This window comes from Pseudomonas fluorescens, from assembly GCF_019212185.1.
GTDB lineage: Bacteria > Pseudomonadota > Gammaproteobacteria > Pseudomonadales > Pseudomonadaceae > Aquipseudomonas.
Map to the genome: position 1 here is coordinate 6,211,857 of NZ_CP078138.1, position 12,857 is coordinate 6,224,713.

At 55.2% G+C, this 12,857-nt stretch carries 9 protein-coding genes and 1 pseudogene; 1 reads left to right on the forward strand and 9 read right to left on the reverse strand.

Going from position 1 to position 12,857, the window contains the following annotated elements:
• Positions 1-48: 48 nt before the first annotated feature.
• The 8 genes and pseudogenes from KW062_RS28125 to KW062_RS28160 form a co-directional block, all read right to left on the reverse strand.
• On the reverse strand, positions 49-882 hold the full coding sequence (locus KW062_RS28125; protein WP_105753630.1) for a thymidylate synthase: 834 nt from the start codon (positions 880-882) through the stop codon (positions 49-51).
• Complete coding sequence (locus KW062_RS28130; RefSeq protein WP_105753629.1) at positions 879-1,391, reverse strand: hypothetical protein; 513 nt, start codon at positions 1,389-1,391, stop codon at positions 879-881. The genes KW062_RS28125 and KW062_RS28130 overlap by 4 nt, the downstream gene beginning before the upstream one ends.
• A gap of 1 nt (position 1,392) precedes the next feature.
• Positions 1,393-3,486 carry a tyrosine-type recombinase/integrase gene (locus KW062_RS28135; RefSeq protein WP_105753628.1) on the reverse strand — a complete coding sequence of 698 codons (2,094 nt, stop codon included), beginning with the start codon at positions 3,484-3,486 and terminating at the stop codon, positions 1,393-1,395.
• On the reverse strand, positions 3,486-5,861 hold the full coding sequence (locus tag KW062_RS28140; RefSeq protein ID WP_105753627.1) for a tyrosine-type recombinase/integrase: 2,376 nt from the start codon (positions 5,859-5,861) through the stop codon (positions 3,486-3,488). Before KW062_RS28140 ends, KW062_RS28135 begins: the two co-directional genes overlap by 1 nt.
• Positions 5,858-7,090 (reverse strand): tyrosine-type recombinase/integrase, encoded by a 1,233-nt coding sequence (locus tag KW062_RS28145; RefSeq protein ID WP_256350862.1) that lies wholly within the window; start codon positions 7,088-7,090, stop codon positions 5,858-5,860. Before KW062_RS28145 ends, KW062_RS28140 begins: the two co-directional genes overlap by 4 nt.
• Positions 7,091-7,222: 132 nt before the next feature.
• Positions 7,223-7,882 (reverse strand): annotated as a pseudogene (locus KW062_RS28150) (thymidylate synthase); the annotation flags it as partial.
• A 59-nt stretch (positions 7,883-7,941) separates the two neighbouring features.
• Positions 7,942-8,757, reverse strand: coding sequence for a prolipoprotein diacylglyceryl transferase (gene lgt, locus KW062_RS28155; RefSeq protein ID WP_027616956.1), 816 nt, complete (start codon positions 8,755-8,757; stop codon positions 7,942-7,944).
• An 82-nt stretch (positions 8,758-8,839) separates the two neighbouring features.
• Positions 8,840-9,622 (reverse strand): sulfite exporter TauE/SafE family protein, encoded by a 783-nt coding sequence (locus KW062_RS28160; RefSeq protein ID WP_027616955.1) that lies wholly within the window; start codon positions 9,620-9,622, stop codon positions 8,840-8,842.
• A gap of 125 nt (positions 9,623-9,747) precedes the next feature.
• On the opposite strand from KW062_RS28160, the gene KW062_RS28165 reads away from it, so the two are divergent.
• Positions 9,748-10,494, forward strand: coding sequence for an NRDE family protein (locus tag KW062_RS28165; protein WP_105753625.1), 747 nt, complete (start codon positions 9,748-9,750; stop codon positions 10,492-10,494).
• Between the two features lie 69 nt (positions 10,495-10,563).
• Here KW062_RS28165 and ptsP read toward each other — a convergent pair whose 3' ends face one another.
• Positions 10,564-12,843, reverse strand: coding sequence for a phosphoenolpyruvate--protein phosphotransferase (gene ptsP, locus KW062_RS28170; protein WP_027616953.1), 2,280 nt, complete (start codon positions 12,841-12,843; stop codon positions 10,564-10,566).
• Between the last annotated feature and the right edge of the window lie 14 nt (positions 12,844-12,857).

Consider the following 12,857-nt stretch of genomic DNA (forward strand, 5'->3'; position numbering starts at 1 on the left):
TAAAAAAACCGGCCCTGAGGCCGGTCTCCCATTGGGTGTCGCTGAAGATCAGACTGATACAGGTGCAGAGATATGCGGGTGCGGATCGTAGCCCACCACTTCAAAATCTTCGAACTTGTAGTCGTAGATGGATGCAGGCTTACGAAGCAGCTTCAGTTCAGGCAACTGGCGTGGCTCGCGAGCAATCTGAGTCTTCACCTGCTCCATGTGATTCGCGTAGATGTGGACGTCACTGAGCGAGATAACGATCTCACCAACGTCGAGATCACACTGCTGGGCGAGCATGTGCGTCAGGCATGCCAGGGATGCCGTGTTGTACGGGAGCCCCAAGAAGCTATCTGACGAACGAATAAACAGGTGCGAGGACAGCTTGTTATTCACGACATAGAACTGATAAAGCAGGTGGCACGGCGGCAGCGCCATCTTGCCTTGGCGGGCATTTTCCTGAGGGCTTACCTTCTCGTCCGGCAGGTACTCCACGTTCCAGCCATGGAACAGAATTCGCCGGCTATTTGGATTGGTCTTCAGGGCGTTAACGACGTAGTCAATCTGGTTGATTGTGCCGCCATCTTTGGTTGGCCAGGCAGTCCACTGCTTACCGTACACAGGCCCAAGGTCACCTTCTTCGGTGGCCCACTCGTTCCAAATCTTAACGCCATTCTCATTGAGCCATTTAACGTTAGTATCGCCGCCAAGAAACCAAATAAGCTCATTAACAATACTTTTAAAGTGCAACTTCTTCGTTGTAAGCAAAGGAAAGCCTTTCGACAGGTCGTGTCGATACTGCCTCCCAAAGACACTAATAGTACCGGTGCCGGTTCGGTCACCTTTGACCGCACCATTCTCAAGAACATCAGTCAGTAAGTCCAGATAGCTTTTCATGCAATTTTCTCCGCCTGGGCTGCTTCCAGGATACTGATCACTTGCTTGAGTTTATCAATTTCTTTTTGAGAGTCCAAGAGCCGCTTGTTGGCATCAGCCAAAAGGCTTTTATAGGTATCTCTTGAACCAATCATATCTTGATACTTCTGCTCATTAGTCTGAGCAGCATCGTCAGCTATTTTAGCCTCCGTAAACCAGTGAAGAACCTCGACCCTAGCAGCTTCCAACTTATCAGTAAGCACTACAAGAGGATCAACTGGCTTCTTGTTTGAGACCTTCTTGCGCAAAAATTCGATTCGACGATTCTCCTTGATAATTTCAAGGCGCTCCAAAGGCCAAACACGCATGCGGATAGTATTGCGATGCATACCAGTCATACGGCTAAGCTCAGCAACAGTCGCCTTCATAGAGTCGTCCGCTGCGATATTAAGAAGCGCTTCGGCCAACAACTCTGTGTACTGATCAAAATCTTCTTTATTCTTCTGATCGAATGCCCGTGGATCAGACATCTCAGAGCTCCTCTTCCAGCAACTGAAGGACGCCATAAGCTTCCTCCATCGCGGCTTTGTTCTGCGCATGTGTGTGTGCATACGCTGGATTGCCGAGCATCGCCTTGTTCTGGTAATAAACGTCTCGCCAAGCCGGCGCGTTGGCCTTGCTGACGATGGCATTCTGGCAACGGTTAGGGTTACAACGAAGCCCGCCAATGCAAGGTAGGGAACTGTCGAACTCATCCGCGCCGCCACCATAACAGAAGCCAGAGCCCACGTTGATAACCGCAATGTGCTGGTCGAGCATAGCCTCAAAAATATCGTCCTTGGTGTGCCCAGAGGCCATGTAACCTCGGAAAACCTTCCTGAGGCTTTCCCTATGGGCCTCAGCATTCACGCCTGCGTAGCTGCCGTCAGGGTCGAAGCGCTGTTGAATGCTTTCAATTTCCGCATCCTGACGAAGCGACCTACCTTTCGTCTTCCGGGCACCACCACCCTTGGATATTCGGTCGGCAATCTCGCCATAGAGCAGGGTGGTCTTACTAAACCCGCGATCTGAATGCCCCACACCTACGATCTCACCGAAGTGCTTAAGCTGGTGAGAGATAAACGGCAGACCCAAGTCGGCACGATAAAGCTGATAAGCCAAGGTATGGCGCATCATGTAGGCGTTGAAGTCAAGCTCCTCAAAAGTCTCCGGCGGCAAGATACGCTCGAAAAATTTTTCCAGTGTGAGCTTGGTTGCGCCGGCAGAAAATGGCTTCCCTTGCTCCCCAAAAGCGACCGTATCCACATTCGAAAAGATATAGTCGTTGTTCTTGTATTTACTGATTAACTGACACACCCGAACAGCATCACGAACAATGGGGATGGCGAGCCAAAAATCATCAAACAACTCAACAAGATTGTCCTGGTGCTTGCTCACATTGCTTGCCAACACCCAGTAGCGGCCATCAGGGCGAAGGCTAGAACTAGCGAGCAGCTCTGCATATTCAGACGGACGCATCCCTGTGTACTGGCCAATAATGTAGAGGCACGAATAGTTGACGAAATTCATATACAACCTGAATTCATCATTAAATGGCGAGCCGGTGATTTTTGCATATTGCCTAACCGCATAGTTAGCATTCATCGAGAACAGGTTGCTTGAACCCATGACATCACTGTCCAATAACCTAGAGGCTTCCTCCTTCGAGAAGCCCTTATTCACCAGCCGATTATAGACATACAGGTTAAATTTCAGCGGGTTCAACCCATTCATTTGCGCAGGAAAATAATCTTTTGCGTTGCGGCGTTTGAGGCTGGCAGTATCAATTACGTTCTCACCCATAGCATCCAAAAAGTCGACAATGGATAGCGAGGCCATTTGAGATGAAATTTCGAAGACGGTGTTTGGTAATACTTGGGACTTTTTTTCAGCATCCTTTGCAGGGCGATGTTTACCACCAAGGACTTTCCACTTTAACTTGGTAAAGTCCACGAGTGGTAGGTTTGCACCGAACACGTTCGCTTGCAGATAGCCTGACTTTAGTAGCTTGAAAAGCTTTTCAGTGTTCCCATCGTATACATAATCAAAATCCTCCGCAGCTGCTGCATAAAAATGCGCAGATAAACATTGAATTGAGATCAGCTCACGATCAACGTGCTCTTTTCCAAGTTCAATAGCAGCGACGGAATAAACCTTATCCAAAAACCGAAGCCCGCACTCATAGTCAGTGATCAACGAATTGGGCTTTGGCGGTTTCTTGTTTGCACTGACGGATTGACCCTCCGCTGGAACTCCACTCAGCGCCTTGAGAATGATCATGAACGCAGCTTTAAGCTCAAGGATCGCCAACTCTGGAATGTTGGGGTACTTCGTAAAATCAATCCGAAGCTTGGATCCACGAATATAACGGGATGCATTTGGGTAATCCGCATTGAAGTCCCAGACCCCGTCCAGGAATTCAGAGAGTTCAGATACCTGCAAGGCATTGAGATAGGCCAGAAAAGCCAAGGCTTCCTGCTGCTCGCTCTCTTCTTCAGAAGCAATAGCCGCTCCCTGTAGCAAAGACAAGCTAAAGCGAAACTTCGAAAACGTTAACAGGGTGGAGAAATTCGTTTGTTCCATCATCACATCCCCACCCCATCAACCAGCACAGTTGTATCTACAAACTCGGAAAGACGACGGCCTTCGGCCAATTCCTTAGGAGTAAAATCAGAGTTTGAGTTGAGGATGCCATCCAACAGAGCCAAGTTTTCGCGCACTACGCGGCCATAGGGTGTGTCCATGATCCGAGATACCTCCATAAGCTTAAGGTAGTCCCGCTCCATCGCGAACAGCTCCGGCAAACTAGACGCAGTGAGCAAAACGTTCTCACATCCTAGGCACATGTTGTACAGCGCACATGGGCTACCAGGTACATAGGTACTCAGTTTTTTGATGAACTCTGGCGGGTTGAAAATATTACGACAGCTCGCCAGCGGCGTTTTGAAAACTACCTGAGGCCCATCGAGATTCACGACGTCGATCAGGTTGGCCTCAGCATCCTTGTTCGGGCCCTGATCAAACGCCTCGGCTGCCGACTCATGGAGTTCCCTGAGCGCCACATCCAGTTTGGAGCGTGCGATGTGGTTGAAGTCCATACGATCCAGGTAGGCTAGGGTAGTCTCGATATGTTTGTGGCCCAAAATCAGCTGGATCTCGCGGACGGGTACGTCCCGCTCCACCAGTTCGCTGATGAAGCTAGGGCGCAGCCGGGAAGGCGAAAGGCTCAACGGCTGACCAGAGCTGTCCAGTAGGGCTTTACGCTTAGAATATGCTGCGAAGACTACCCCCAAGGCCCCGTCCTTCGCAGTTGCAAAAGATTTGATCTCAAGAAAGCTGATCCGCGCACTGGACTGCCAGATGAATAGCTTGTCGCGCACGGCCTCGGGAGCAGACTCGCGCAGCGAAGCTGTCAGTGCTTTAACGTCTTCAAACACTTTGGCAACAGCCCTGGATTGAGCAGTGGTAAGCCAGGTGATATCAGCCTCAAAAATATCAAGGTGCATCACCTTTCCACCCTCGGAGCGCTCTTTCCAGTACCTCAGGCAGGGGCGACCGGTAAGCGGGTGCCTAGGCTCATAATCATCCACATCAAGAAGCTTGATTGAGTCAGCGTTCAACCCGGTGACTTGGGCGAGCTTAATGGCATACGGAGCAATAACGGTCGAATCGATTCGGTAGTGAGCACCCCAACCTTCCACCACCTCCCGCAGGCTGACGCCAGAACGCTTAACGAGTCGAAGAAAACCTAAAACATAAGGATCGTCACTATCCTTCTGATCGTAGCCAGCATGAGAACAGCTCAGCTTGTTCTCAAAAATCCAACGAGCACTGTCGAGGGTGTTGAGGCCTGGCTTCAAGCGCCCATCCTTGCAGAGAGGATCCTCACCAATGCCGCTCTTCTGATACGGCTGAGAAAGGGTGTTGTAGTGCAGGATATCCTCTTCAACGCTCTCAGAAATACGAACACGCTCGGCGCTCGAATAGGGACGGTACTGATCAGTGACGCGGTCAGCATCGAATCCTTGGCAGTTGATGAAATCTGATCCCGTGTAACCTTTGATGTTTTTAATGGTCGTCAAGGTGATCCGGGCGGCGCTAATCAAGGTATTGGCGGAGACTGGAGAAAGGTCACCCGCAACAATCTGCCGCTCAAGGTACGAGCGAAACAGAGGGAGGATAAATGGATCAAGAAACTCAGTCAGCGGCTCCATTCCCCTGAAGCCACGCCCAACAAGGAGCTTGGTGAACCATCTAAACCCCTCATGGTAATTGCTAGCTCCTGAGTCGCTGGTAGTCCCCAGAGAAGCGGTCGCAAACGCATGTTTCAGATCGTTGAATGGCCTATCTTCAGAAGATTTCTCGAGGTCGTCCAAGGTAGCGAAATCAAGCATTTTGAGGCGTTTGAAATCCACAAGAGCACTCTCCTGCGGCACAAACTCTTCCTTGGACTCAATTCGTTCCTTAACGGTCATGTAATCCGTTGAGGCCACGCCCAGGAATTGAAGATCCAGATTGATTTCATCGTACGCAAGACGGACGCCTTCATACTGACTGAAGCCATGCTTGATCGACTCAAGCCCCACAATCGGCTCAACAGCCTTTGTGAGACTAAGTTTGTTGCCGTAAATGGGCAACTCGAGCTTTTCTTCTTGGGAAAGAGACTTGTACCAGCCCAACAACTTCAAACGCCAGTTGCAGCCAGCAGCGGTTTCTCCCTGGTGAATAACACCATCAATGAGCATGTTAAGGATGAGTTTCTGCTCTGCAAGCTCGAACATCTCGATTGATGGATCGAGATCCTTACTAGCAATATAGGACTCACTCAGCATGAGTGGAGCGTACTTCCCACTGGAATCGTCGGCGAGCTCGACTTGGTAGTAATTGAGCGGATTTTCTTCCAGCTCTCTAAGCCACCTGATGATCTTGCCACTTTCAACTGCACGTACTGAAATATTCATTTCTTATCTCCCAACCTGATCTTCAATGTCGTCTGCGCAGCAAGATCCGCCATGCTTTTTGCCTTGGTCGAAACTTCTCCCGTGTTCGGGCAAACCAGATGAAAAATATCCTGTGGCAACCTGGTATAAATCCCTGTCGTGGATGCGTCTTCGTGGCCGAGGGATTTCTGCGCCATTAGAAGTTTGTCGAGGTAGTTATCGCCAAAGTCTGGGCTAGTCAAAATCGCATACGCATGGCCATGACGAAGCTTATGTGGCGAGACCATACGCTCAAGTCGCTTGCTCTTAACGGCACGCTTAGAAAGTCGCTCAAGCAGTTTGCTAATAGCGTCAGGATTGAAAGGTCGTCCCTCTGAATTGAAGAAGCAGGGAGTTACATCCGCACTTTCGTAACGGCGAGCGTGCTTCTTGAATAAAGGAGAAGCGTGGTAACGCTTAATACGCTCGAGCACAGCTCGACTCACGATTGAGTATCGCGGTTTGAACTCCTTACCACGCCCCTTGCTTCCATCAATATACAGCGGGCAATAATCAGGATGCACCCAATCAAGTGCGTCATCTGGAACAAAGTTAGCTTGAGCGAACCCCAAAGCCTTATTCACGGCCCCTAGGGTGACCCTACCAACTTCACTTCGACGCAAGCCCACATCAAAGATAGTTTGGATTAGGCAACGCTCCCTCTCGCTACTGGCATACTCAATAAGCGCTTTGAGCTCCCGCATGGAACAGGGATATACCAAATCTTTCTTCGGAGGCGGCGAAAGAAATCCACCGGCATAAGGATTGTCCTCCCGCACAGCAGATCGTTGTTTACCTGCAACACACAAGAAATCGTTGAACAGGGCCATATAACAAGCATCCCTGTTACGGATAGTAGTTGAGGTCAAACTATCAACTTCGCGCAAGTGGGAATAGTAGCGCTGAATGTTGTGCTTACTTACGGCAAGAAGTATTTCGTCATAGGACGAGCTTTTGAAAGTAGGCGTGCCTTTCATGTGCTCGAGAAGGTAACCAATGTTACGCCCGTACGTCTCGGCGGACAGGGCCGCTAGGTTGGCACTGCGTACTGCGTAGGTCAGGTACTCGCTTACAAGCGGGACTAACCTCTCTTCTGAATCGAACAGCCCCACCGCAGTCACAGACACCTGGTCTGCCACTGTAGGCCCATCCTCGTTGAGCATCGACCCACCCAGGTCGAGCAACTGCTTCTCTTTGACTACAACCTTCACCGACTACCCCTTTTTGAAGGCCGCCCATCCTATGCAGAATGTGCAGCTTGTCAAGGTCAAGATGAAGTCGCATGAAAGACAAATTTTTTAGGCTAGGAACACGTACTGTGCGCTTTTTCCTACGTCCGATAAAAGGCCCAGGTCGTTGGAGCGAATGTAGAGCGTCAGGGAAATCTCTTTGGTCTCGACGTTCGGGTGGAATTGGTACAGCAGGTGGCACGGCGGCAGGGCCATTTCATCGAGTTGGGCGACGTTCCAGCCGTGGAACAGGATGCGCCGGCTACCCGGGTCCTTGATGATGGTGTCGAGGCATTGGCGGATCTGATCGATGGCCTTGTACAACACCACGTAGGCCTGGCCGTCTTCCTCGCCTTCGGCAATCTGCCGGTAGCCCTGGTTGAGGGTCTGCTCGATGGCCGCCGGGTTGCTCAGCGGGATCTGCTTGTAGGCCGGCCACTTGCGCCATTGCACGCCGTAGATTTCGCCCAGGTCGTCTTCACCCTGGCGGAACGGGTTGGCCAGCCATTGCGCGTTTTCGTTGGCGTTCTGGTCCCAGACTTTGCAGCCCAGGGCGCGGAATTCGGCGGCGTTGTTGACGCCACGGAGGAAACCGCACATCTCGCCGATGGCCGATTTGAAGGCCATCTTGCGCGTGGTGATGGCCGGAAAACCATCCTGCAGGTCATAACGCAGCATCGCGCCGGGAAAGCTGATGGTGTTCACACCGGTGCGGTTGGCTTGCTTGGTGCCGTTCTTGATGACGTGGGCGACCAGATCGAGATATTGCTTCATGTATTACCTGTGTCCTTGAATCCCGGGGATCGCCCGGGATTCCAATGTAGAGCGGCGTGTCAGGCAGCCGGGGTAACCGGCGCCGCCGGGGCGCGATGATAAGCCAGCCAGATCAGGAACAGCCCGCCGACGATCATCGGCACGCACAGCACTTGGCCCATGGTCAGCCAGTTCCAGGCCAGGTAGCCCAGTTGCGCGTCCGGCACGCGAACGAATTCGACGATAAAGCGGAAGATCCCGTAGAACAGCGCGAACATCCCGGACACCGCCATGGTCGGCCGCGGCTTGCGCGAGAACAACCAGAGGATGACGAACAGCGCCACGCCTTCGAGGGCAAACTGGTACAGCTGTGAGGGGTGACGCGGCAATTGCGCCGGGTCGCTGAACGCCGGGAAGACCATGGCCCACGGCACGTCGGTGGCCTTGCCCCACAATTCGGCGTTGATGAAGTTGCCGATACGCCCGGCGCCCAGGCCAATCGGCACCATCGGTGCGACGAAGTCCATCAGTTGGAAGAATGACTTGCCGTTCTTCTTGCCGAACCACAACGCCGCCAGCATCACCCCGATGAAGCCGCCGTGGAACGACATGCCACCCTTCCACACCTCGAAAATCAGCGTCGGGTTGGCCAGGTAGGCGCTCAGGTCGTAGAACAGCACATAGCCCAGGCGGCCACCGACAATCACCCCCATGGACATCCAGAACACCATGTCGGAGAGCTTCTCTTTGGTCCAGGTCGGATCAAAGCGGTTCAACCTGCGCGACGCCAACAGCCAGGCTCCGCCAATGCCAACCAGGTACATCAGGCCGTACCAATGGATTTTCAGCGGGCCAATGGCCAGGGCCACCGGGTCAATCTGCGGGTAAGGCAGCATTGCGACTCCTCGTTAGAGTTGAAACCTAAAATTCCTGGCGCGAACTTGCCACGCCGGGATTAAGCCAGGATTGCGCCGCGTGTCAGAGCAGGAAGCTCAAGCCCACGCACAACAGCAAAGCGGCAAACAGTCTTTTCAGCAAACGCGGCGACAGCTTGTGGGCCAATCGCGCGCCAAAGCGGGCGAACACCATGCTGGTCAGGGCAATGCCCAGCAGCGCCGGCAGATAGATGAAACCCAGACTATGAGCGGGCAACAGCGGATCATGCCAGCCCAGAATCATGAAACTTAATGCACTTGCCAAAGCGATCGGCAGGCCGCAGGCGGACGAGGTCGCCACTGCCTGCTGCATCGGCACGCTGCGCCAGGTCAGGAACGGCACAGTCAACGAACCACCGCCAATCCCGAAAATCGCCGAGGCCCAGCCGATCACACTGCCGGCCAGGGTCAGGCCGACTTTGCCGGGCACCGTTCGGCTGGCCTTGGGTTTGAGCTCCAGGGCCATTTGCACGGCGATCACCAGGGCGAACACACCGATGATTTTCTGCAGATTGGGCCCGGAGATCGCTTCGGCCGTCAACGCGCCGAAACCGGCGCCGAGCAGGATGCCCAGGGTCATCCAGGCAAAGATCGGCCAGCGCACCGCGCCTTTGCGCTGGTGTTCGCGGACCGCGTTGATCGAGGTAAAGATGATGGTGGCCAACGAAGTGCCCACCGCCAGGTGAGTCAGTACCGAAGGGTCGAAGCCCTGCAAGGTGAAACTGAACACCAGAACCGGCACGATGATGATCCCGCCACCGACCCCAAACAACCCCGCCAATACGCCCGCACAGGCGCCCAACAGCAGATAGAGCAGAAATTCCATGCCTGCACCCCCGAAATAAGAGCGGCATGGTAACGGATGCAGACCCCAACCCTCCACTGCGTATGCCGATGGATCGACGGGCGATGTCTGGGTACAGTGAACAAAAAACACCCAAGGACCCTTTCATGTGCCTGATTGTTTTTGCCTGGCGCCCGGATCACGCCACCCCCTTGGTGGTCGCCGCCAACCGTGACGAGTTCTACGCCCGCCCCAGCCTGCCGCTGGCATCCTGGCCGGAATCGCCGCAGGTGCACGCCGGGCGCGACCTGGAAGCCGGCGGCACCTGGCTGGGTATTGGTGCCGACGGGCGCTTTGCCGCGCTGACCAATATCCGCAATCCGCACCAGCCGCCGGCGCGCAAGTCACGGGGTGAACTGGTGGCGCGTTTTCTCACCGGTGATCTGTCGATCGCCGACTATTTGTCCGACGTTGTCAGCAGATCGGTTGAATATGCCGGCTTCAACCTGCTGATCGGCAATCGTCGCGAACTCTGGCATTACAACGCTGAGCAGAGCGAGGCGCGGGAGCTGAAGCCAGGGATCTACGGCGTATCGAATGCCGGACTGGATACACCTTGGCCCAAGTTGCTCAAGGCACGGGCCGCGCTGACTGAAGTCCTCGACGACCCGCAGCCGCAGGCGCTGCTGGCTCTGCTGGGCGATCCGCAGACCGCGCCGTTCGCCGATCTGCCGGATACCGGCGTGGGCCTGGCCACCGAGAGTCTGCTATCGAGCGTGTTTATTGCCAGCCAGAGCTATGGCACCCGAGCGAGTACCGCATTGATCGTGCAGGCGGATGGTTCGCGGTGGATGGTGGAGCGCAGTTTTGGGCCGTTTGGCGGGCATTTGGGGGAGGTTGAGATCAGGGTTTGAGGTCGGCCTTACCGCGAGCAGGCTCTCTCCTGTAGGAGCGAGCCTGCTCGCGAATGTCGCAACGCCGATTTACGAAACCTTCACCGAAGCCGGATTAACCATCCGCGCCAGCCCGAGGTTTTTCAGGGCCAACTGCAGCGAGCTGTGGATAACTTGCGGGTTATCAATGGTCATCAGTTCCGCCAGCAAATCCTTCGCCCAATCGAGATTGATCTGGCGCAGCATCCACTTCACTTTCGGCAGGTTGGTGGCGTTCATCGACAAGCTGTCAAAACCCATCGCCGTCAACAGCACCGCAGCGGCCGGATCGCCAGCCATCTCGCCGCAGATACTCACCGGTTTGCCTTCGGCGTGAGCGTCGCGCACCACCGTTTGCAAGGCTTGCAGCACGGCTGGATGCAGGTAGTCGTAAAGGTCGGCCACCCGAGGGTTGTTCCGGTCCACGGCCAACAGATACTGAGTCAGGTCGTTGGAGCCCACCGACAGGAAGTCCACCTGGCGCGCCAGCTCTTTGGTCTGGTAAACCGCTGCCGGAATCTCGATCATCACCCCGACCGGAGGCATCGGCACATCGGTGCCTTCGTCGCGCACTTCGCCCCAGGCCCGGTGGATCAGGTGCAGGGCCTCTTCCAGCTCATGAATGCCGGAAATCATCGGCAGCAGGATGCGCAGGTTGTTCAGGCCTTCGCTGGCCTTGAGCATGGCGCGGGTCTGTACCAGGAAGATTTCCGGGTGGTCGAGGGTGACGCGGATCCCGCGCCAGCCGAGGAACGGGTTGTCTTCCTTGATCGGGAAATACGACAGGGCCTTGTCGCCGCCGATGTCCAGGCTGCGCATGGTCACCGGTTGCGGGTGAAAGGCCGCGAGCTGTTCGCGATAGATCGCCAACTGCTCCTTTTCACTGGGGAAGCGCTGGTTGATCATGAACGGCACTTCGGTGCGGTACAGGCCCACCCCTTCGGCGCCGCGCTTTTGCGCCCGTGCGACATCGGCCAGCAGACCGGTGTTGACCCACAGCGGCATGCGGTGACCGTCGACAGTCACACACGGCAAGTCGCGCAGTGCGTCGAGGCCCAGGGCCAGTTGTTTCTCTTCTTCCACCACTTCGGCGAACTGCTTGCGCAGCACGTCGCTGGGGTTGGTGTAGACCTCACCCTTGGTGCCATCGACGATCAAGTCGATGCCATCGACCTTGGCGTACGGCAAATCCACCAGACCCATGACCGTCGGGATGCCCATGGCCCGCGCAAGGATCGCCACGTGGGAGTTACCCGAACCCAATACCGAGACCAGGCCGACCAGCGTACCTTCGGGCACCTCGCCGAGCATCGCCGGGGTCAGCTCTTCACTGACCAAAATGGTTTTTTCCGGGTAGACCAGGTTTTGCTGGCGCTCTTCCTGCAAATAGGCGAGCAGGCGCCGGCCAAGGTCCTTGACGTCCGATGCACGCTCGCGCAGGTAGGCGTCGTCCATCAGTTCGAAGCGGTTGACGTGATCGGTGACCACTTGACGCAAGGCGCCCTGGGCCCACTGGCCGGTCTTGATCACGGCGGTAATTTCGCTGCCCAGCGAGGCATCGTCGAGCATCATCAGGTAGACGTCGAACAAGGCCCGCTCTTCCGGGCGCAGCTGGGTGGCGAGCTTGGCCGACAACGCGCGCATGTCGGCGCGCACGCCTTCAATGGCGGTCTTGAACAGGGCCAGTTCGGCGTCGATATCGGTGATGCTCTTGTCGGGCACCACATCCAGGTCTGCCGGCGGCAGCATGACCACTGCAGTACCGACTGCGGCGCCCGGCGAACCCGGCACGCCGACAAACTTGGCTTCCTGGATACCTTTGCCCTGACGCCCCAGCCCACGGATCGAGCCAGTGGCTTCGGCATGGGCGATAACACCGGCGAGCTGGGCGCTCATGGTCACGAGAAAGGCTTCTTCACCTTCATCGAACTGACGGCGTTCTTTTTGCTGGATAACCAACACGCCGACGACGCGGCGGTGGTGAATGATCGGCGCGCCGAGGAAGGAGGCGAAGCGCTCTTCACCGGTTTCGGCGAAGTAGCGGTAGCGCGGGTGGTCGGCGGCGTTTTCCAGGTTCAGCGGTTCTTCGCGCGTACCGACCAGGCCAACCAGACCTTCGTTGGGTGCCATGCTGACCTTGCCGATCGAGCGCTTGTTCAAGCCCTCGGTGGCCATCAGCACGAAGCGGTTGGTCTCGGGGTCGAGCAGATAGACCGAGCAGACCTGGCTGCCCATGGCCTCTTTGACGCGCAATACAATAATGCCCAACGCCGCCTTGAGATCCTTGGCGGAGTTAACTTCCTGGACGATCTTGCGCAGCGTATTGAGCATGGCTCGGGGTCGAA